The sequence below is a fragment of the Streptomyces durhamensis genome (assembly GCF_000725475.1).
Taxonomy (GTDB): Bacteria; Actinomycetota; Actinomycetes; order Streptomycetales; family Streptomycetaceae; genus Streptomyces; species Streptomyces filipinensis.
This window is the reverse complement of record NZ_JNXR01000048.1, coordinates 20,565-40,107: the sequence shown is the minus strand read 5'-3', so window position 1 is coordinate 40,107 and position 19,543 is coordinate 20,565. Positions and strand designations below refer to the sequence as shown.

Here is a 19,543-nt window from a genome sequence, read left to right as displayed (position 1 = left end):
ACGGCGCAGGGAGTTGCCGAGGGTGTAGCCGAAGCCCGGCTCCAGCGGCTCGATCACGAACCGGGAGCGGAACTCGTCGACGACCTCTTCGGTCAACGAAGGACGCTGAGCAATCAGCACGAGCTATTTCCTCCAGGATGTGGCGCCCGCTATTTGACGCCGTAGACGAGCAGGGTACGGGTGGTTCGGCCTCCTGCGAAGCTGACCCGCCCACGCCGCCCATCAGGCTCGGGAAGGTCCTGCGGCGATCACCCGCGGCTACGAACACGAAAAGGGCTCGGCTCCCGTCACGGAAGTCCGATGCCGCTTCGGAATGATCAGCTCGCGTTGGGGTTCTTGCCCACCATCTGCGTCACCAGCTCGAAGGCTCACTCTCCTCGTACCGGTAGTGACAGGTGCCCGCAGGCGGCTGCTACCGCACACGACGGAGTCGAGACGCCATGCCGTGCCTCTCACGACTGCGTGCGTCATCGTGAAGCGTCGGGGCTGACACCAGATGGCACCGGCCGCACGGCCGGGGCGTAAGCGATACCGTCACGTCTCCCCGCTCGCCCGTCCAGGACGCCGCCCAGGTACTACGGGCCCGGTACACCCACCGGCTGCCCGCCTGCCGGGCCTGCCGGGAGAACCTGACCGGTCCCGCCCACGGCACCCCCTTCTCATACCGGTAGTGACAGCTGCCTGCGGGCGGCTGCTGCTGCACCGTGTATGTGGTCTGCGGCCCCGCACCCACCAGGATCTTCGCCGTACCGGCAGGCACGCCACCGCCCGACGGCCCGCCGCCGACGCTCCCCCCTTGTTCGAGCTGTCCGGCCCGGAATGCGAACCGGGTGAACCATTCGCCAGCAGCAGGCAGGAGAGCAGCACCCGGCGGCACGGCGCGGCGAATGGAACACATGACGTCCCCTCACGAACGGGCGACAACCAGGCACATGCTGTCCCACCCGGAGGTTCTCCTACCGCCCACCCCAAGCGCACAGGTGCGCGGGGCCCCGGCGCACCCGCGCCCACCGCATCCGCTCCGCCGGCGTCCTGACGCGCCTCGCTTTCACCGGTCCCGGGCAGCGGCTTCCTCGCGGTGCAGAGCGCGTTCGCACTCCGGCGCCCTTTTGGACGAGCAGTGCCGAAGTTCCGCTTCGCCCCGTTCGATGTCAACGCCTCGGTATCTGCCCGGGCGGCGGTTCACCCGCCCGTGATCGGGCCGAGGTATGTACCGCCGGAGACATCGATGATCTGACCGGTCACCCAACGCCCCTGGGGACCCGCCAGGAAGCCCACCACGTCCGCGACGTCCCCCGGTTCGCCAATTCGTCCGAGCGCGGTGATCGACTCGAGACCGGCCATCGCCTCGGGAACGCCGGTCCACCCGGCGGTCATGTCGGTCAGCACCGCCCCGGGTTCGACCGTGTTCACCGTGATCCCCCGCCGGCCCAGTTCGTTGGCGAGCGACGGGCTGAGGGCAGCCAGCGCCGCCTTGGTGACGGTGTAGCCGATCTGGAGTGGATTCGCGATCCGGGTGGCCGCCGAACCCACGTTGATGATCCGTCCGCCGTCCCGTAGGAGCGGCAGCGCCCGCTGGACCACGAAGATCGGCATGGTCACGTTGACCGCCAGAAGCCTCTCCCACTCCTCCTCGGTGAGCTGCCCGATCGAACTGACCGAGTGGATACCCGCATTGTTGATCAGAATGTCCAGGCCGTCGGCGCCGTGCTTCGCGAGCCCGGCTGTGAGCCCCTCGAACAACCGGTCCACCGCACCGCTCTCGCCGAACCTGGCCTGCACCGTGAACGCCCGCCCTCCAGCCTTGCCGATCAGTGCCACGGTCTCAGCGGCGGCCTCTTCGTTGCCACCGTAGTGGACCGCGACCAGCGCCCCCTCGGCTGCGAGTCGCTGGGCGACCGCGCGCCCGATCCCGCGTGAGCCGCCCGTCACCAGTGCGGTCCTGTCGCCCAGTTCCCCCACGATCGCCACTCCCCTCGTGCTGCCCCCGGCCGAATCCGGGAGCGATCTCAAATGCATGCGAAGTTCCGCGCTGCCAAAGGTACGTAGCTACCCAAGATCAGCATGCTAGGCCTGACCGACTGCATGCTGATGGGCCCGCACGACAGCGCGCAGTGGCAGTCCCGATCTGTACATCAGGTCGCAGAAGCGGGACTGGACCTGAGGCCGGCTGGGGGCCCAGCGTCACCGTGGCCGGGGCGGCATCGGTGATGTCGTCGAGCAGGACAGCGATCAGCTGGGCCAGGGAGTGAGACCCCTCCGGCGTGTCCGTAGGTGTAGACGCCGCCGACCTGCGGGCCGGTCACGATCAGACTGCGGTGGCGCAGGACACAGGTGCCTGGCCTGTGCTCGGTTGGCCATCCTGTTGTCTCCGCTTCTTGCTCGATCCGGCCAAGGCAGGGGGGACTGGGCAACCAGCCGGGCCCTGCTATGTGTCGGATCGCAGGGCGCGCCGGTACCGAGCTCAGTCTCGTGGCATGCGCAGGGCGTTCGTCCAGAGCTTGGTGAGGGTCTCGACCAGCGTGTCGAAGGGCAAGGATTCGCCCAGGGCGAAGGTCGCGTACGCCAGGCGGCTGACCATCGCGCTCAGGGCCCGTGCGGTGACGTCCGGGTCGAGCTCCGGGTCGGCGAGGCCCGACTGCTGGAGGCGGGCTATGGCGGCGGCACTGCGGTCGATGAAAGCGCGCGACCGTTCCAGCCGCAGGCGCAAGAACTGGGGGTCGACGGAAGCGGCCTGTTCCATGGCGGCCATCAGGGCGGCGTTGCGGCGATAGGACTCCAGGTAGGCGCGGTTGGCGTCCTCGACCTCCCGCCACAGGTCCTTGCGCCTGCCGTCACCGCCGTCGGTGACTCCCGCGTGCAGCATTTCGTCCTGCAGCCGTGCGAGGACGGCGGCGAACACGTCCTCCTTGGATGAGAAGTGCGTGTAGAAGCTGCCGGTGGCCACTTTGGCCTCGGCTGCGATGTCGATGATGCGGGCGTCCAGATAGCCGTCCCGCTCGAAGATCCGCCGGGCCGCGGCCACCAGGGCGTCACGGGTGCGCATGCCGCGCCGGGTACGCGTTGCGGCCGACTGGGGCTGCGCGAGCTGTTCGGTTTCAGGGTCAGGCAAAGGCATGTGTGCATCCTAGACCCGTACTTGAATCCGAATCCGGGTTCAAGTACGTTCCCGGGCCATGGACAACATCACTGCCGCAACCGCTTGGAATCTGCTCGTCCGCCGCGACGACCTGTCCACCGCGGAGCTGGCCGACGTCCCCGTCCCCCAGGTACCGGACGGCGGGGCGCTGCTGCGCGTCGACCGGGTTGGCCTGACCGCCAACAACGTCACCTACGCCGCCCTCGGCGACTCGTTCCGCTACTGGGAGTTCTTCCCCGCGCCCCGCCCCGACTGGGGCATCGTCCCGCTCTGGGGCTTCGCCGACGTCGTCGCCTCCCGGGTCGACGGAATCGAGACCGGGAGCCGCTACTACGGCTACTTCCCGTCCGCAAGCCACCTGCTGGTCCGCCCCGACCGAGTGGACGAACGCGGCTTCCGCGAGGCCAGCCCCCATCGCCGGACACTGCCCCGTCCCTACAACGCCTACGCCCTCACCACCGGCGACCTCGCCTACGAGGCCGGCCGGGAGGACCTTCACGTCCTGTACCGCCCGCTGTTCTGGACGTCGTTCATGCTGGCCGACTGGCTCGTCGACAACGCCTGGCTGGGCGCGAAGACCATCGTCCTGTCGTCCGCCTCGAGCAAGACGGCCTACGGCGCCGCCCATCTGCTCCAGGGACAGGGGTGCGAGGTGGTCGGCCTGACCTCCCCGCGCAACCTCGCCTTCACCGAAGGCCTCGGCTGCTACGACCGGGTACTCACCTACCAGGACGTCTCCCGGCTCCCGCGCACGCAGACGCTGTACGCCGACTTCGCGGGCGACGAGCAGCTGTCCGCCCGGCTGGGCGCCCACCTCGGCGACTCCCTGGTGCACCAGGTGGTCGTCGGCATCACCAATCAGGAACCCGCGCCCGCCGGCACCCTTGCGGAGACGGGGCCAGGCATGTTCTTCGCCCCCGACCAGATGCGCAAGCGCATCGGCGACTGGGGGAGGGAAGGGCTGGACCACCGTTTCGCCGAGGCGTGGAAGGAGTTCCTGCCCGTGGCCGAGGGGTGGGTCGACATCGTTCACAGCAACGGCCCGCGAAGCCTCGAGCGGGTCTGGCACGAGGTCCAGTCGGGGCGGACCTCGCCTCGCACCGGCCACATCATCACCCCGTAGCGATGGCCGTCGCGTTCGACGTGCGCCCCGCTGCGCACGGCCGCACCCACCCCGCCCCTCGAAGGGGTGCCCCGGGGCTTCGTCGCCTTCGACTACGCCAAGCAGTACGCCAAGACCGCGCAGGAGATCTCCGCCTGGATCCCAGACGGCCGCATCAAGGTCTAGGAACACATGGTGAGAGACGCCGTTGACGACGTCCCCGAGACGCGGCAGATGCTGTTCCGGGGCGAGAACGTCGGCAAGCTCGTGCTGGAAGTCGGCATGACCGCCACCGAGGCTCTTCGGGGAGGGCAGAGGGACGCCGCCGCACTCGCGAGAAGGTGGCGATCGCCACCGGCGGTGCCAGTGGACTCGGCCGGGCCATGGCATTCGCGCTGGCGGAGGCCGGGGCACGGGTGGTCGTGGCGGACCTCGACGCGCGGGCCGGCCGCGAGGTGGCCGACCTGGTCACCGCTGATCCCGCCGTCGAAAGTGCGGCCGCAGGGCGGCGGAACAGCAAACACCCCTGATGAGACGCTCCATGCCGACAGCTCGTCGAGTGCTTTCCACAGCGGCGGCTGCGCGATCGGCCAACCGCGCCCTCACGTTGGCCACCGATTCCACACCGGCCCGCGCCGTCCCCCACAAGGAAACCAGCGCGGCGCTCACGTCGGCGGATGAGACCCCAGCCCGTGAGCCACTGCCCTGCGGGGAGCGTTCTGCCACCTCACGAGCTGCATTTCGTCGGTGGCACCCTCAAGTCGGTGGGTAGTTCACGACCTGGGTCGTCCTGCTGGCGGAGCAGCTCCCAGCCGGTGGTGCGGGCGGCCAGCACCGGCGCCCGGGTGGGCCAGTTGTCGTCCTCCTCCGCGTCTTCCCGGTCAGGAGCGCCGAGGCCCGGGACCGGTTGTGCTGGCGGGCGGCCGGGAGCACGGTCCAAGTGCTGTGTCACAGGCCGCCCGTTACGCGCGACTCGACGCCCTCGGGGTCTCCTGCCGGCCACCCACCGCGCCCCGGCCGTGGCGAAGGGCGGGCTCGCCCAGGAGCCGCCTCCCGGCCCCGGCAGATATACCCTCTCGGGCCTGAAGGAGCTCCATGGACTTCCGGTCCATCCCCCGCGACCGGCACGCCTCCCAGCAGCCCGCCACCGCCGAGGACATCCAGGCGATCGGTCAGCGCGCCTTCGAGGATGCCGCACGCGTCACCTCCGCCGTGGAGCTCGGCGGCGGCATGTACAACACCACCTACCGGATCCCCGTCGACAGCACGGAGACACCCCTCATCCTGCGCATCGCCCCCGCTCCGGGGCAGCAATTCACTTCGAGCGGGAACTGATGCACAACGAGGCGGCCACCGTCCCCTACCTCTCCCCCATCGCCAGCCTCGTCCCACGCGTCCTCTTCACCGACTGGTCACAGGAGATCACCGGCCGAGCCTGGATCGTGCAGTGACCGCAGTTCCTCAGCGATACCCGGCAGCCCCAGCGGTGCCGTGGAGCCCCGGTGGTCCGTCCGGCCGCTGCCGGCGGGACGGACCACCTTCGGGCCGGTGGAAGTCGGCACATTTCGCGCTCAGGCCGTGCCGAGCGGATTGAGCACGGCGAACCGCCAGCAGCCGTCGACGCCTCGGCAGGCGACGTTGGCGGTGGTGCCGGTCGGGGCGACACGCTCGCCGTCGGGGGCGGTGACTTCGAGGGTCCAGTCGGTGACCAGCAGCGCGGCCTCGGCGCCGACCAGGGTGTGCCGGGGGGTGTTGGAGAGCCGTCCACGGGCGGCGACGGTCCCACTGATCTCCCGGCGCAGCGCCTCCGGGCCGCTGATGACCTCGCCGGCCGGCGTGCGCATGGTGGCGCCGGGTGCGAACAGGGCCAGCACGCCCTCGACGTCACCGGCGTTCAGGGCATCCTCGAACGCGCCGGGCAGCAGTGCGGGGTCGGTGATCGCAGTCTTCACAGTGGTGGTCCTTATCTGGTGTGCCCATCGGGGCAGGGATGTACGAGCGCGCCGCGGGTCTCAGGGGCCCAGGCCGGCAGCACGCGGCGACGCCTCCACGATCCCCGCCAAGGGGCTTCCGCGACGAGGTAGAGTCGGGACCCGCCATGGTCAAAGTTGGACAACGCGACGTCATCGACATCGCCTACCTCAATCCCGATCGCCCGCGGCTGGGCATCGAGGTCCTGACGTTCGACGTCCTGCGCCGCCGCCTGAGAAGGGCGGTCGCCCGCACCGCGAGCCGGCCGGACTTCCATCAACTGCTCCTCGTACGAGGCGGTGAGGCGACGGTGATGGTCGATTTCGTCCCCCAGCCCTGTGCACCAGGCAGACTGCTGCATCTGCGGCCCGGGCAGGTCCAGCGGTTCCCGGCCGATGCGGAGGGCCGCCTGGCCGAACTGGATGCCGTGCTGGTGCTGTTCACCGCCGCCTTCCCACCGCGCCTGCCTCAGCTCGCGTCCCTCCTCGACGGCTTCGGCCCGGCCGGCTGGACGCTGTCTCCGGGCGACCTTCTGGTCCTCGACCGGGCCCTGGCCGAGATCACGGCCGAGTACCACACCCTGGAGGACCGCCGGGAGCACACGAACGCCGACCTGACCGTCCCACTGCTGCGCCAGCTCCTCGGCGCGGTGCTGCTGCGCCTGGCCCGGCTGCCCCATCCGGACCGTGCCACCTCAGCGAAAGCCGGCGGCGAGGTCTTCCGTGCATTCCGCTACGAGCTGGAGCGCTCCTTCGCCGTCACCCGCTCCGTGCAGAAGTACGCCGCCCAACTCGGCTACTCGCCACGCACTCTGACCCGAGCCTGCCAGGCTGCCACCGGCCGCACCGCGAAAGAACTCATCGACGCCCGCGCCGCCCTGGAGGCTCAGCGCCTGCTTGTGCACACCGACCTGCCCGTCGCCGCGATCGGCCGGATGCTCGGATTCTCCGAACCCGCCAACTTCGGGAAGTTCTTCACTCGCGAGACCGGCGACACCCCCGGCGGCTTCCGCACCCGATGGCGCTAGCCAGGAGACAGGGCAACATGGCGTCAGGCCGTCAACCTGCCGGCCGACCGCCGTTTCGGCACCCGCCACGGCCGGGCAGATGCCGGCGGAACGATCCCGCGTATCAGCTACTGACCTGCGGCTTCACGGAAACGCGGTCAGAACCTCGAAGGCTCTGTCCGGAGTTTCGTGAACGGCCAGGCCGTCGGCATGCGGGTACTTGGGAACCAGCGCCACCCCGAAGACCGCTACCCAGCAGCTACCACCTGGCCGGCCGTGACCTGTGGAGGGTGGGGGAGCAGTGACGCGAGGTTGTCCCGTACGAAGTCCGCCGCCCTCTTGATCGACTCTTCGGCCCCGGCTTGGTCTTCATAGACACTGGTGGAGACCATTACTCCATCCCCGGCGTCAACCCAGTAGTAGGCCAGGAATCCGGGGACTTTGCGCAGAAGAGGCACGAACCCCTCGTTCACTCGGCGTGCCGCCTCGGCAGGATCAGTCACCCCTTCGTACCGCCGAACTACTGCGTACATGGCTGATCTCCTCACCGATCCCAAGGTCACCTCGCGCGAAACGACATACCCCTACCGCGCGTCTCTCGCTCACGGGACGCCCCCAAGGCACCCGAATGGGCGCACTAGTGGACCAACCAGGCATCCGCTGTGACCAGAGATGGGGGGACCGGGGCTTCACGGAACTGCGGACAGATCCGTTTTCAGAGATCCCCTTCAACGCTGCTCGCCGCACGGTGCGCGGGGGCGCCGGCGGACCGTACTGACCCGCACTCCGAAGATGTCGGCAAGCCGGGCGCCGACGCGACCAGCCAACGCGAGGCCGACCTCGGCCAGCGTGGACCGCAGTCGTTCGGTCCGCTGGCTGTACCGGCGGGTCAGGCTCGCGACCTACTCGACGAACGTCCGCCGCCCGCAGGAGATTTCCTCTCACGTGAACCGCCGGACACGCAGACGCAGCACCACCCGTCGTCCCACAACGGGGACGTCAGCGGGAAACCGCAGGTATGAGCCATGCACCCGCCCTGACCAGCTCCCGCAGCCCGGGCATCGAGCCCGGGTTGTCCGGCATCTGACACCAACCCGGATCACATCGCCGTCGTGCTGCACCGACGGCAAGGTTCATCGTTCCAGTTCAGAAGACACTTTCGCGTTTCCGGCCGCCCTTGACGCCGCCCCCACCGAAACGGCGAGGTTGGTCGTCGGTGTCAAAAGCCAACTGACCGCGGGTCAATGCGGCAGCCATACGCTTCCATCGTTCCGGTGGTTTGCCGTTCCCGCACCGGTGCCACGGTGGGCTGCCCCGGACACTGACCGGGGCGGCACCGGGCCATCGGAAGGGGGCGGCATGCCCGACGGGAGGATGCTGATCGCGGTGCGTGAGCACCCCAGTGCGGAGGGGGCCGCGCCCGAACAACTGCGCGCGATCCGTGCGGCGGTCGAGGCGAAGGGTTTCGAGGTCCGCTGGGCCGTGACCTCCGAGGACGCGCAGGCGGTACTGCGCACGGAGGCCGGACTGGCGGCTGCCCTGGTCGCCTGGGACCTTCCTGGTCACACGGCCTCGGGCCCGCCGGACGGGAACGAGAGCGGCGGAGCGGCGGTGCTGCGGCACATCGGCCGGCGGTTCCAGGACCTTCCGGTGTTCCTCGTGATGGCACAAGAGGGTGTGCGGGACCTGCCGCTATGGGTGTCGGAGATGGTCGTCGGCTACGTCTGGCCACTAGAGGACACCCCAGGCTTCATCGCCGGCCGAATCGCGACGGCGGCCCGCGCCTATCGAGAGGCGGTGCTGCCGCCATTCTTCCGGGCACTGCGCCACTTCGATGACGCCCATGAGTACTCCTGGCACACCCCGGCGCACGCGGGCGGCGTGGCGTTCCTGAAGTCACCGGCGGGTCGCGCCTTCCACGACTACTTCGGCGAACGGCTGCTGCGCAGCGATCTGTCGATCTCGGTGGAGGAGCTGGGCTCGCTGTTCGAGCACACCGGCCCGATCGGGGCAGCGGAGCGCAACGCGGCCCGCGTCTTCGGCGCCGACCTGACGTACTTCGTACTGCACGGGGACTCCACCTGTAACCGCCTGGTGGGGCACTTCAGCGTCACGCGGGACGAGTTGGCGCTGGTGGACCGAAACTGCCACAAGTCAGTACTGCACGGCCTGGTGGTGTCCGGGGCCCGCCCGATCTACCTCATCCCGACCCGTAACGGCTACGGCCTGGCCGGCCCGCTGCCGCCGGCCGAGTTGGCACCGGAGGCAGTGGCGGCCCGGATCGCCGCCCACCCGCTGGCCGAGGGGGCGCTCTCCGCGGATCCTCAGTACGCGGTGTTCACCAACTCGACGTACGACGGTCTGTGTTACGACGCGGTCGCGACGGCGCGTGCGCTCGCGGCAAGCAGCCCGCGGGTGCACTTCGACGAGGCGTGGTTCGCGTATGCCCGCTTCCATCCGCTCTACGCGGGCCGCTACGGCATGGCGGTGCACGAGTCGTCGTTCCCGGGTCCCGACCGGCCGACCGTGTTCGCGACTCAGTCGACGCACAAACTGCTCGCCGCGCTGTCGCAGTCGGCGATGGTGCACGTGCGGCCCGCACGGCGGGCGCCGGTGGAGCACGAGCGGTTCAACGAGGTGCTGATGATGCACGGCACCACCTCACCGCTGTATCCGATGATCGCCTCCTTGGACGTGGCGACCGCGATGATGGACGGGCCGCAGGGCGAGTGCCTGGTCGACGAGGCGGTGACCGAGGCGGTCCGGTTCCGTCAGGAGATGGTCCGGCTGCGGCGCCGTATCGAGGCCGCCGAGGACCGTCCGCCGTGGTTCTTCGGCGTGTGGCAGCCTCAGACAGTCACCGACCCGGCGACCGGTGCCGAGCTGCCCTTCGACGAGGCCCCGCCGGAGCTGTTGCGCACCGAGCCGTCCTGCTGGACGCTCGCCCCCGGCGCCGACTGGCACGGCTTCCCGGGGCTGACCGAGGGGCACTGCATGCTGGACCCGGTGAAGGTCACCCTGACCTGCCCCGGCATCACCCCCGCCGGAGAGATGGAGGAGGAGGGCATCCCGGCGCGCGTGCTGACGGCGTACCTGGCGACCCGGAACATCGTGGTGGAGAAGACCGACAGCTACACCACGCTGGTCTTGTTCTCCATGGGCATCACCAAGGGCAAGTGGGGCACTCTGCTGGACGCCCTGATGGACTTCAAGGCGCTGTACGACGGCGATGCGCCGCTGGAGCGGGTGCTGCCGCAGGCCACCGCCGCCCACCCGAAGCGGTACCGGGGGCTGACCCTGCGCGAGCTGTGCCGGCACATGCACGACCAGCTGCGCTCGGCACGGCTGGTGGAGCTGCTGGACACCGCGTTCCAGCAGCTGCCGGAGCCGGTGTTCCCGCCGCAGCACTGCTACCAGCGGCTGGTGCGGGGCGGCACCGAACGGGTGCGCATCGCCCAGGCGGCCGGCCGGATCGCTGCGGCGATGGTCACCGTCACGCCACCGGGCATCCCGGTGCTGATGCCCGGTGAGAGCGTCGGCGCCCCCGACGGGCCGCTCCTCCGTTACCTCACCGCCCTGGAGTCCTTCGACCGCCGCTTCCCAGGCTTCCACAGCGAGACACACGGGGTGACGATCGATGCCGACACCGGCGACTACCAGATCGAGTGCCTGCACCCGGACCGGGATGAACACGGCGCCGCACCGCCGGCCCAGCGCTACGCCCCGCAACCGGCGGACACCCGGCAGCTCTGACATCCCGTACGCCAGTCGCCTGCGACCCGCGTGCGGCCTGAGCAACGAGGCCGGCGGTCGCCGTAGCTGCTCTCCGACCATGCCGCCAGGCTCGCGCCACTGACCGATCTGGACGTACGTGACCTGCTCACCTCTCCGCGCTGCTCCCCAATGCTGTCCGGCTACGCCGGCACGCCACCCACCGACAGCGAACGCCTCGAACAGCTTCTGCATCGCCTTTCCCGGATGGCCTCGGACCTGCCCCAGCTGGCGGAAGCCGACCTCAACCCGGTGCTGGCCGGTCCGCGGGCGTCACCTGTCTCGACGCCCGCGTGCGGCTCGTGCCGCGCCACCTCCACGACCCGTACCTGCGTCGACTGCGCTGACCTGAGGCCGAGACCCGTTCCATGCACTCCCAGCGGCCCCGTGCACGGATGCCTCCGGGATGCGAGACAGCGGATCGGGCGCATGGGCCGAAGAGCCCCGGTCGGGGACCGGGCGACCCGTGGCATGGAGGCGCGAGGGCGCGCACGCTGGGATAGACAGACCACGAAGGGAGCCGGTGCGATGACCTCGGCCACCACCATGACCACGGCTCTTGAGCCCGTACACCGCGAACGCCTGATGCGCCTCGCCCGTGAGGTCGCCTTCGACGCCGGCACCCGCCTGTTCGAGGAGGGCCACCGGGCCGACCGCTTCTGGATCGTGCGCACCGGAACCGTCGCCCTCGATCCGCACGTCCCCGGTCGCCGCCCCGCTGTCATCGAGACGCTCGGACACGGCGAACTCATCGGCTGGTCCTGGCACTTCCCGCCGCACCTCTGGCACCTCGGTGCCGAGGCCATGAGCCCGGTACGGGCCTGGGAGTTCGACGCCGAGGCGGTACGCGCGACCTGCGTCGCGGACGCCGAGTTCGGCCGGGCGATCGCGGTGTGGGTGGGACGCGTGGTCGCCCAGCGCCTGCATGCCTCGCGCGTCCGGCTGCTCGACCTCTACGCCCCGTACGGAAGCGGGAGCCTGGCCTGAACGCACGGATGCTCCGGCCGGTCGAGGAAGAGGAAGCGAACATGGACGGCAGCCCGCACCGGGTGGGTGACGTGATGACACGTGCGGCCGTAGCGGTTGGTCGCAAGGCTCTGTTCAAGGACATCGTCGAGCGCATGGAGCAGTGGAAGGTCAGCGCGCTTCCCGTCCTGGAGGGCGACGGCCGGGTCGTCGGCGTGGTGTCCGAAGCCGACCTGCTGCCCAAGGAGGAGTTCCGGGACAGCGACCCGGACCGGTTCACCCAGATGCGCCGGCTGCCCGACCTCGCCAAGGCCGGGGCGGTCTCGGCCGAGGAACTGATGAGCACGCCGGCCGTCACCGTCCACGCGGAAGCGACACTTGCCGAAGCGGCCCGCATCATGGCGTTGCGGCACGTCAAACGGCTGCCCGTGGTCAACTCCGAGGGGGTGCTCGAAGGCGTGGTCAGCCGTGGCGACCTGCTGAAGGTCTTCCTGCGCCCCGACAACGACCTCGCCGACGAGATCCGGCGGGACATCGTCGATGTCCTCTTCCCGGCCCCCGTCGAACCCGTGCACATCATCGTGACCGACGGCGTCGCGACCCTGACCGGACGCGTAGGTGACCCCGCGCGGATTCCGCTGGCCGCACGCCTGGTCCGGGGCGTTGAAGGCATCGTGGGCGTGGACTGCCGTCTCACCGCCGCCGACGCAGCGTGACCGTTGGCTGAGACGCCCCCCGGGGACTGCCGGTGTGCACGGCGTCGGCGAAGGTGCTCAGCCCTTGCCCCCGCTCAGGTTCCGCCACTCGGGACCGATCCGCTTCCACTCCTCGTCCCATTCGGCCAAGCGCCGCCGCAGAAGTCGGCTACGGATCAGCCGGCCACCTGCCCAGACCGTCGCCCCGGTGAAGGGAGCGACAAGGGCACCGGTCAGCACTGCCTGCAGCGTCGCCTCCGTCCCGTCGGCCGGCGCGGAGACGATGCGGCCGGTGCGGTCCGTCCACACGGTGAGCCTGCTGCCCACGGGGGCACCCGGGAAGATCTTGGCCAGTCCCTTGTGCACCGCGCCGTCCCCGCCCGTCCACCGCACGGCTGCCCACACCCTGCCGTTGTCGTTGCCCGCACCGGCGGGCGGGGTCCTCGCCGCGTCGTCGTCGAGTACGGCGGATACCGGGTGCACGTGAGCGCGCCGGGCGGCGAGTGCCGAGTCCGTCCCCTGCGCGGCCACTACACCTGCGAGAACTCCGCCGAGGAGGGCGAACGCCCAGATGACCGATACGATCCAGGCCTCGACGACGTCACTGTGCCGCCTGACCGGGTTGCGCCGCCAGCGCCACAGCCATGCGGGGGTCACGTTCGTGGAAGGTGCCCGTGCCATCGGTCCGCGCCGCCCGTCGCGTGAAGTCCTCCTACGGAACCGTCGTCGTCAGGCATGGGCCGACCTCTGCGCCTCCGGCAGGTCAGGGTCTGGATCCGGGTGGCGAGGCGGGCCGATCAGCTCACCACGCACATCCACCACACCGGGCACGGTCCGTGCCAGGAGGACGGCGAGCGGGATCAGAGCCGTCTGGCGGACCCGGCCGGTGAGCGACACAACACCGTCGTGAACATCGACGTCGACCTCTTCCGCATGTATGCCGAAGAGCCGGACGACGACCTCGTGCCGCACCTCCTCGGCAATGTCGGCGTCGTCCCGAAGGAAGATCTTGAGCAGATCGGACCGGCTGACGATGCCCTTCAGCAGCCCGGCGCGGTCGACGACCGGCAGTCGCTTGACCCCGCTGCGCGCCATGACGCGGGCAGCGCGGGCGAGGGTGACGTCCGGTGCCACGGTGACGGCGGGAGTGGTCATCAACTCTCCCGCGGTGACCGCTTCCATCTTGTGAACGTCGGCGAAACCTCGCACGTGCCCGTACCGGCCCTGCACGCCTTCGCTGTACTCCTCCTTGGGCAGCAGGTCCGCCTCAGAAACCACACCGACGACATGTCCGCCGTCGTCCAGGACGGGGAGGGCGCTGACCCGCCACTCCTGCATGGTCCGCACGATGTCCTTGAACGTCGCCCCCGTACGCAGGGCGACGACCCTGCGGGTCATCACGTCGTTCACGACGGTGGGAGTGCCGTTCATGGCGTCCTCCAGGGGCCGGGCGACACCTCCAGGCTGCGCCTCCGGGCCAGGCTGGGGCATGGGCCGAGTGGCCCGTCCCGAGGGCTCTTCACCCGGCACGCCGGTGCCCTGAGTTGCCTCCCCCCGGCCCGGACCGCACTCGCGCGGTGTCCACCGCCTACGTGACGGGGAGAGGCACCCGCCACCGCAGTGTGGCACCGCCGCCGTCGGGCCTGGACACGTCGAGGTGCCCGCCCAGTTGTTCCGCGCGTTCGGCCATGTTGCGCAGTCCGCTGCGCCTGCCGTCGGACGGAATACCCACCCCGTTGTCCGTGACGGTCAAGGTCACCTCGTGGCCGCCGGCCGTCAGGACGACCTGGACCCGGTCGGCTTGGGCGTGGCGGGCGATGTTGGCCAGTGCCTCGGAGAGAACGGCCACGACGTGGTCCGCCACCTCGCGTGGCACATCGGTGTCGACCAGCCCCTCCATCCGGACACCGGGCGCGAAACCCAGCGCGGGGGTTTCCTCGCCCACCACCCGCACGATGCGGGCCCGCAGCGAGTCCTCGAGTCCGCCCGGGCGCGCCCGCAGCCCGAAGATGGCCGACCTGATGATCTTAATGGTTTCGTCCAGGTCGTCCACGGCCCTCAGTACGCGCTCGGCGGCCTCCGGGTGCTCGATCAGCCGGCCCGCGCTCTGCAAGGTCATCCCCGTGGCGGAGATCCGCTGAATGGCCAGATCGTGCAGGTCCCGGGCGATCCGGTCCCGGTCCTGCAGCACGGCGATCTGCTCGGCGTCCTTGCGGCGCTCGGCCAGTTCCATGGCGATCGCGGCCTGTGCGGCGAAGCCCTGCAACATCTCGGTCTCCTTGCCGGAGAACACCGGCCGCTCGGCCTCACGGGCGACGAGCACCACGCCTCGGACGTCCCCTTCCCCGGTGCCGATGGGCACGGCCAGGGCAGGGCCGAGCCTCTGGAAGCGCGCCGGCTCCGGAGAGATGCGCTCATCATGTTGTACGTCGGCACTGGCGACCGGGGCGGCCGCGGAGAAGGCCAGGCCCATCAAGGTCCCCGACAGGGGCAGCACCAGGCTCCTGTGCGCTTCGGCGTCGAGGCCGACCGCTATCTCCACAGCGAGCGACCCTCCGCCCGCCACCGGCATGGCCACGGCAGCCAGCGCCGACTGCATAAGTTCGCGTGCCCGTTCGGCGATCAGTTTGAGAGCCTCGGTGCGTTCACTGCCGGACATCAGACTGTGGGTGATCTCTGCGTTCGCCAGGAGCCGGCGCTCGTTCGCCAGGAGCCGGCGCTCGCGCAGCCGGACGTCCTCGTACAGCCGGGCGTTCTCGATGGCCACGCCGGCCGCCACGGCCAGGGTCGACAACACCGCTTCGTCTTCCTCGTCGAAGGCCAGTCCGCCACGCTTCTCGGTGAGGTACAGGTTGCCGAAGACCTGGTCGCGGATCCGGATCGGCACACCCAGGTGGCGCTGGGGAGGATCGTCTTCACCCGGCAGGCCCTGCCCACGGTCCGGCCGGTCAACCACGTTCTGGACCGTGGGGACATCGTCATTCTCACCCACGAGGGCGCGGCCCTGACGTCTCATGCCGAGGAGGCGGACGACACGGGCGTGGTCGTCGCCTACGAGGCCGACGCCATCGACCCCAACACCCATCTCGGCTGGAGCGTGGTCGTCACGGGGTACGCCCATCTGGTCACCGAGCCGTCCGAACTGATGCGCATCCAGCACCTGTTGCGGTCCTGGGCGCCGCCCGGGGAAGGCGCGGCCCAGGCCGTTCGCATCCGTCCCGAACTCGTCACCGGCGTCCTGCTGACGACGGCGGACGGGACGGCGACGACACGCGGCTGACGACTGCCCGCAGCGGCGCAGGCGGCACGAGCAATCCGGCGCCCGTGACGATGCCAGGGTCGATCCCGGCCCCTCCTCGGACACCGCCCGGGACCAATGGACCCTTTCCTGCGGGGATCCGGGTCCGGGCGGCCTGGCTGCGAGGCCTCCCGGCCCCTGTGGTCGCGCCGCCTCCGGTGTCATCGTCGAAGCAGACACCAGGACGAGGAGGTGTCCGGACGTGAGCACCACGAAGCGGCTGTGGCGGTGGCGGAGCAGTCCGCTGCGGCGGCGCGAGGACGTCCTCGAGGCCTGGACCGTCCTGGTGGTCTGGCTGATCGTGGTGGCCTGTGGCGGCGTCGCCGCGCTGGTGACGGTCCGTGGCACCGAGCACGAGTTCGCGGAGCAGCGAGCCCACCGGCATCCCGTCGGCGCGGTCCTGCTGACCGATGCCCGGCACGGCGTCACGGGGGACTTTTCGACCGACGGTCGTGTCCAGGGCCCGGTGCGCTGGGCGGCTCCCGACGGCACCACTCGTACCGGGCGCACGCTGGTGGACGGAGGTCTGAAGGCCGGAGCCCGGGTGACGGTCTGGCAGGACGACCGGGGTCGGCTCAGTCCGTCGGCGCCGACGAGCCGGGGCGAGGGCCATGTCGAGGCCGTTCTCTTCGGTGGCGCGGCGGCCCTCGCCGTAGCAGCCCCGGCCTTCGGCGCGGGAGCCGTCGCGCGAGCACGGCTCGACCGGCGCCGTATGGCCCGCTGGGACCAGGAATGGGACCTGGTGGGACCGCAGTGGGGCCCCCGGGCGGGCTGAGCCACGCCGCCCAAAGTCCGAATCGGGCCTGCTGAGCGGATGCCGCGGGCCCTGGGCCCGCGACGTGAGGATGAGGCGAGGTCCATGGACGAGACGCTGCCCCTCGGCCGGATCGCCGGCGTGCGGGTCAGCTTGAACTGGAGCGTCCTGGTCATCGTTGCCCTGGTGACCGTCGCTCTTGCGCGCAGTGAGTTCCCGGCTGCCCACCGCGGCCATTCCGCCTTGCAGTACTGGGTTCTGGCACTGCTGGCGGCGGTCGTTTTCCTCGCTTCGTTGCTGGCGCACGAGCTGGCGCACGCCGTGGTCGCCCGTCGCAACGGTGTGCAGGTCGACGGCATCACCCTGTGGATGCTGGGCGGCGCCGCCCGCCTGCACAGCGAGGCCCCGACGCCGGGCGCCGAGCTGCGCATCGCGGCCGTGGGTCCGCTCACGAGTCTGCTCGCCGGCGGCGTCTTCGCCGGCATCGCGGCCGGGCCGCACATGCTGCACGCGTCCGGGCTCGTCGTCGAGGCGGTCGTATGGCTGTCCGCGATCAACGTCCTGCTGGCCGTGTTCAACGCACTGCCGGCCGCACCACTCGACGGGGGACGGCTGTTGCGGGCGTACCTGTGGCACCGCACCGGAGACAGGCTGCGGGCCACTCGCGCGGCATCGGCGGCGGGCCGGGGACTGGGCTGGTTCATGGTGCTGAGCGGGTTCGCGGCAGTGTGGTTCGGGCACAACCTGTCCGGCCTGTGGCCCGCGCTGATCGGCTGGTTCCTCATCGGTGCGGCGACCACGGAGGCTCGCCAGGCCGAGCTTCGGGGTGTGCTGGGCGGTGTGCCGGTCCGTCGCGTCATGACCCCGAACCCGGTCACCGTGCCGGACACCATGACCCTCGCCGAATTCCTTTCCCAGGGCCCCTTCGGCCCCTACCGTCATTCGGCCTTCCCCGTGCTGGCGGCCGACGGCTCGCTGGCCGGTCTCCTCACCGTGCGACGCGTCGAAGCGACGCCGGCCCGGGCTCGTGCGAGCACGACGGTCGGCGAAGTGATGCGTCCGCTCGCCGAGATCGTCACAGCCGCGCCCGAAGAGCCGATGCTCGACCTGCTGCCGCGACTGGAGGTCAGCCCCGCACGCCGTGCGATGGTCCTCGACGCAGGGCGCCTCGTCGGCATCCTCACCGTCGCCGACGTCACCCGTGCCCTGGCCTGGCCGAGCGGGCCCGCCCAGACGCAGCCGCGCAGCGCCGCCCCGCAGGTGACGAAGAAAGCGTGACGGACACGATGCCGCGCACCGTGCATGATGTGGCCTAGCTCGGATTCGTCCGATGCGCTTGCCTGCCAGGCCTTGAGGGACGGATCCGCTGAGCGCGAACGGCGAGCACTGCCATGTCATCGTGTCCATCGCTCGGGTGCTCCTCGATCAGCACGCGGACGAGGTCAGGCACGGGCAGGTCGGCATGGGCGGCGGCGATCGCGGCGAGTCGTTTCAGGCCCGCATCGAGTGAGTGGTCACGGTGCTCGACGAGCCCGTCGGTGAAGAAGACGACCGTGGCATCGACGGGAAGGGGATGGGCGTGTTCGTGGCGCCGCAGAGTGCTGTCGATGCCGAGGGGCAGGTCAGGATCGGCAAGCAGGTGGTCTGCCCGGTGATCGGGAGTGATCACCAGAGGCGGAGGGTGCCCCGCGGTACTCCAGCGCAGCGTCCAGTCGGCCGACGACGCCAGCTCGGCGCCCAAGCGCAGCCTGGGCTCGAATGACGCCTTGGATTGTCGACTGTCCTCGCTCATCATGGCCGCCCGGCAGTGCACCTCACGTCACCGGCCATTCTTCCCCAAAACCTGAACGCGGACCCGAACACCGGTGCCAGTGGCCGACGCCTCCAGGCCTGGATACCGAAGCAGCAGGCTCAGGCGGGCTCGGGTACGACCGCCACCGGGCAGGCCGCGTGGTGCAGCACGCCGTGGGCGACTCGGCCGAGTTGGAGCCCGAAGTGGCCCTGGCGCCGTCGGGCACCGACGACGAGCAGGTCGGCCTCACGGGACACCGCGATCAGGACGTCCCGTGCGTAGCCCTCGACCGTACGCCGCTGTACCTGCAGGCCGGTCGGGGCATCCCGCAGCGCCTCTTCCACCATGTCCGCCGCCTGTTGCTCCTCCAAGTGCGCAGGGTGGCCGACGATCAGGGGATGTGCGGAAGGCTCGTGCAGTGGTCGGCGCCAAGCACGTACGGTTTCCAGCGGGACCCCGCGCAGCAGGGCCTCTTCGCACGCGAATCGTGCCGCAGGCGAACCCGTCGGCTTCTCTCCCACCCCGAGAGCGATGCGGCCGTGCGTCCCGGTGCGTGCCTGGTTGTCGTGGCTTCCGCGGAGCACGATCACCGGGCAGTGGGCGTGTCCCGCCACGGCGACACTGACCGAGCCGAGGAGGGCCTCCGTCATCCCGGTGCGGCCCCGGCAGCCCAGCACCATCGCGAGGGCGCTGCGGCTCTCGCGTATCAGGCCGTATTCCGGTTCCTCGGGCAGCACGTCGGTGGTGACCTTGACGCCTGGTTCCCGGTGACGGGCCCGCCGCTCGGCGGTCCGGACGATGTCCTCGGCCATCACCTCTTCGGACGGCTTGGCGAGGTCGGCAGCCACGGAAACGCCCTCGTAGCGCTCCCAGAGGGAGGCGTACACCAGCCGGAGCGACGTCCCGCGCAGGGCGGCCTCGTCGACGGCCCAGTCCACGGCCCGCAAGCTCGGCTCGGAGCCGTCGACACCGACGACCACGGGTAGCTCCAGCAGCTCCCCATAGGCATGTACAGCGGCTGCGCACATGGCGTCTCTCCATTCTCCGGA

18 protein-coding genes and 4 pseudogenes are annotated in these 19,543 nt (G+C 70.4%); 11 read left to right on the top strand and 11 right to left on the bottom strand.

Features of this window, described 5'->3' with window-relative positions; genetic code table 11:
• The 3 genes and pseudogenes from IO33_RS49980 to IO33_RS0140630 form a co-directional block, all read right to left on the bottom strand.
• A pseudogene (locus IO33_RS49980) lies at window positions 1-120 on the bottom strand (DNA-directed RNA polymerase subunit alpha); the annotation flags it as partial.
• Between the two features lie 1,062 nt (window positions 121-1,182).
• Window positions 1,183-1,962: an SDR family NAD(P)-dependent oxidoreductase gene (locus IO33_RS0140635; protein WP_031174136.1), complete on the bottom strand. Its 780-nt coding sequence runs from the start codon at window positions 1,960-1,962 to the stop codon at window positions 1,183-1,185.
• Between the two features lie 502 nt (window positions 1,963-2,464).
• On the bottom strand, window positions 2,465-3,118 hold the full coding sequence (locus IO33_RS0140630; RefSeq protein ID WP_031174135.1) for a TetR/AcrR family transcriptional regulator: 654 nt from the start codon (window positions 3,116-3,118) through the stop codon (window positions 2,465-2,467).
• Window positions 3,119-3,176: 58 nt separating this feature from the next.
• Between IO33_RS0140630 and IO33_RS0140625 the strand changes: the two genes are divergently transcribed.
• The 3 genes and pseudogenes from IO33_RS0140625 (at window position 3,177) to IO33_RS45095 (ending at window position 5,576) form a co-directional block, all read left to right on the top strand.
• On the top strand, window positions 3,177-4,262 hold the full coding sequence (locus IO33_RS0140625; protein WP_031174134.1) for a DUF2855 family protein: 1,086 nt from the start codon (window positions 3,177-3,179) through the stop codon (window positions 4,260-4,262).
• A gap of 396 nt (window positions 4,263-4,658) precedes the next feature.
• A pseudogene (locus tag IO33_RS54350) lies at window positions 4,659-4,787 on the top strand (IS5/IS1182 family transposase); the annotation flags it as partial.
• Window positions 4,788-5,336: 549 nt separating this feature from the next.
• Window positions 5,337-5,576 carry a hypothetical protein gene (locus IO33_RS45095; protein ID WP_031174132.1) on the top strand — a complete coding sequence of 80 codons (240 nt, stop codon included), beginning with the start codon at window positions 5,337-5,339 and terminating at the stop codon, window positions 5,574-5,576.
• 236 nt (window positions 5,577-5,812) lie between these two features.
• On the opposite strand, the gene IO33_RS0140600 is transcribed toward IO33_RS45095, so the two are convergent.
• Window positions 5,813-6,193, bottom strand: coding sequence for a YybH family protein (locus IO33_RS0140600; protein WP_037687235.1), 381 nt, complete (start codon window positions 6,191-6,193; stop codon window positions 5,813-5,815).
• 146 nt (window positions 6,194-6,339) lie between these two features.
• On the opposite strand from IO33_RS0140600, the gene IO33_RS0140595 reads away from it, so the two are divergent.
• Window positions 6,340-7,239, top strand: coding sequence for a helix-turn-helix domain-containing protein (locus tag IO33_RS0140595; protein WP_051927274.1), 900 nt, complete (start codon window positions 6,340-6,342; stop codon window positions 7,237-7,239).
• A 227-nt stretch (window positions 7,240-7,466) separates the two neighbouring features.
• On the opposite strand, the gene IO33_RS0140590 is transcribed toward IO33_RS0140595, so the two are convergent.
• Together IO33_RS0140590 and IO33_RS53675 are read right to left on the bottom strand one after the other, a co-directional pair.
• On the bottom strand, window positions 7,467-7,751 hold the full coding sequence (locus tag IO33_RS0140590) for an antibiotic biosynthesis monooxygenase (RefSeq protein WP_031174129.1): 285 nt from the start codon (window positions 7,749-7,751) through the stop codon (window positions 7,467-7,469).
• A gap of 408 nt (window positions 7,752-8,159) precedes the next feature.
• Window positions 8,160-8,321: a transposase family protein gene (locus IO33_RS53675; protein ID WP_280921960.1), complete on the bottom strand. Its 162-nt coding sequence runs from the start codon at window positions 8,319-8,321 to the stop codon at window positions 8,160-8,162.
• Between the two features lie 256 nt (window positions 8,322-8,577).
• Between IO33_RS53675 and IO33_RS0140585 the strand changes: the two genes are divergently transcribed.
• The 4 genes and pseudogenes from IO33_RS0140585 to IO33_RS0140575 all read left to right on the top strand — a co-directional run bounded on the left by IO33_RS0140585 (window position 8,578) and on the right by IO33_RS0140575 (window position 12,671).
• Complete coding sequence (locus IO33_RS0140585; protein ID WP_031174128.1) at window positions 8,578-10,971, top strand: Orn/Lys/Arg family decarboxylase; 2,394 nt, start codon at window positions 8,578-8,580, stop codon at window positions 10,969-10,971.
• 66 nt (window positions 10,972-11,037) lie between these two features.
• Window positions 11,038-11,336, top strand: a pseudogene (locus IO33_RS48685) (acetate--CoA ligase family protein); the annotation flags it as partial.
• A 181-nt stretch (window positions 11,337-11,517) separates the two neighbouring features.
• Window positions 11,518-11,976: a Crp/Fnr family transcriptional regulator gene (locus IO33_RS0140580; protein ID WP_031174127.1), complete on the top strand. Its 459-nt coding sequence runs from the start codon at window positions 11,518-11,520 to the stop codon at window positions 11,974-11,976.
• A gap of 41 nt (window positions 11,977-12,017) precedes the next feature.
• Window positions 12,018-12,671 carry a CBS domain-containing protein gene (locus tag IO33_RS0140575; RefSeq protein ID WP_031174126.1) on the top strand — a complete coding sequence of 218 codons (654 nt, stop codon included), beginning with the start codon at window positions 12,018-12,020 and terminating at the stop codon, window positions 12,669-12,671.
• 57 nt (window positions 12,672-12,728) lie between these two features.
• On the opposite strand, the gene IO33_RS0140570 is transcribed toward IO33_RS0140575, so the two are convergent.
• From IO33_RS0140570 to IO33_RS0140560, 3 genes and pseudogenes are all read right to left on the bottom strand, one after another.
• Window positions 12,729-13,307, bottom strand: coding sequence for an Rv1733c family protein (locus tag IO33_RS0140570; RefSeq protein ID WP_342448402.1), 579 nt, complete (start codon window positions 13,305-13,307; stop codon window positions 12,729-12,731).
• Between the two features lie 72 nt (window positions 13,308-13,379).
• Window positions 13,380-14,081: a CBS domain-containing protein gene (locus tag IO33_RS0140565; protein WP_031174124.1), complete on the bottom strand. Its 702-nt coding sequence runs from the start codon at window positions 14,079-14,081 to the stop codon at window positions 13,380-13,382.
• 157 nt (window positions 14,082-14,238) lie between these two features.
• Window positions 14,239-15,549 (bottom strand): annotated as a pseudogene (locus tag IO33_RS0140560) (GAF domain-containing sensor histidine kinase); the annotation flags it as partial.
• Here IO33_RS0140560 and IO33_RS45090 point away from each other — a divergent pair.
• The 3 genes from IO33_RS45090 (at window position 15,544) to IO33_RS0140545 (ending at window position 17,980) form a co-directional block, all read left to right on the top strand.
• The gene (locus tag IO33_RS45090) at window positions 15,544-15,930 is read left to right on the top strand and encodes a pyridoxamine 5'-phosphate oxidase family protein (RefSeq protein ID WP_245236044.1); all 387 of its coding nucleotides are present in this window, start codon (window positions 15,544-15,546) and stop codon (window positions 15,928-15,930) included. The pseudogene IO33_RS0140560 and the gene IO33_RS45090 sit on opposite strands and share 6 nt — an antisense overlap.
• Window positions 15,931-16,150: 220 nt before the next feature.
• A complete protein-coding gene (locus IO33_RS0140550) occupies window positions 16,151-16,723 on the top strand; it encodes an Rv1733c family protein (RefSeq protein WP_031174121.1) in 573 nt (190 codons plus the stop codon).
• 84 nt (window positions 16,724-16,807) lie between these two features.
• On the top strand, window positions 16,808-17,980 hold the full coding sequence (locus tag IO33_RS0140545; protein WP_031174120.1) for a site-2 protease family protein: 1,173 nt from the start codon (window positions 16,808-16,810) through the stop codon (window positions 17,978-17,980).
• A 34-nt stretch (window positions 17,981-18,014) separates the two neighbouring features.
• Here the strand turns inward: IO33_RS0140545 and IO33_RS0140540 are convergent, their stop codons facing one another.
• Together IO33_RS0140540 and IO33_RS0140535 are read right to left on the bottom strand one after the other, a co-directional pair.
• Window positions 18,015-18,443, bottom strand: coding sequence for a PP2C family protein-serine/threonine phosphatase (locus IO33_RS0140540; protein ID WP_245236043.1), 429 nt, complete (start codon window positions 18,441-18,443; stop codon window positions 18,015-18,017).
• Window positions 18,444-18,613: 170 nt separating this feature from the next.
• Window positions 18,614-19,522, bottom strand: a complete 909-nt coding sequence (locus IO33_RS0140535; RefSeq protein ID WP_051927273.1) for a universal stress protein — start codon at window positions 19,520-19,522, stop codon at window positions 18,614-18,616.
• Window positions 19,523-19,543 lie beyond the last annotated feature (21 nt).

Coding starts and splice junctions, on each gene's coding strand:
- IO33_RS0140545 (WP_031174120.1), top strand. CDS start 16,808: ATGGACGAGACGCTGCCCCTCGGCCGGATCGCCGGCGTGCGGGTCAGC.
- IO33_RS0140630 (WP_031174135.1), bottom strand. CDS start 3,118: ATGCCTTTGCCTGACCCTGAAACCGAACAGCTCGCGCAGCCCCAGTCG.
- IO33_RS0140625 (WP_031174134.1), top strand. CDS start 3,177: ATGGACAACATCACTGCCGCAACCGCTTGGAATCTGCTCGTCCGCCGC.
- IO33_RS0140585 (WP_031174128.1), top strand. CDS start 8,578: ATGCCCGACGGGAGGATGCTGATCGCGGTGCGTGAGCACCCCAGTGCG.
- IO33_RS0140535 (WP_051927273.1), bottom strand. CDS start 19,522: ATGTGCGCAGCCGCTGTACATGCCTATGGGGAGCTGCTGGAGCTACCC.
- IO33_RS45095 (WP_031174132.1), top strand. CDS start 5,337: ATGGACTTCCGGTCCATCCCCCGCGACCGGCACGCCTCCCAGCAGCCC.
- IO33_RS0140590 (WP_031174129.1), bottom strand. CDS start 7,751: ATGTACGCAGTAGTTCGGCGGTACGAAGGGGTGACTGATCCTGCCGAG.
- IO33_RS0140575 (WP_031174126.1), top strand. CDS start 12,018: ATGGACGGCAGCCCGCACCGGGTGGGTGACGTGATGACACGTGCGGCC.
- IO33_RS0140595 (WP_051927274.1), top strand. CDS start 6,340: ATGGTCAAAGTTGGACAACGCGACGTCATCGACATCGCCTACCTCAAT.
- IO33_RS0140565 (WP_031174124.1), bottom strand. CDS start 14,081: ATGAACGGCACTCCCACCGTCGTGAACGACGTGATGACCCGCAGGGTC.
- IO33_RS0140580 (WP_031174127.1), top strand. CDS start 11,518: ATGACCTCGGCCACCACCATGACCACGGCTCTTGAGCCCGTACACCGC.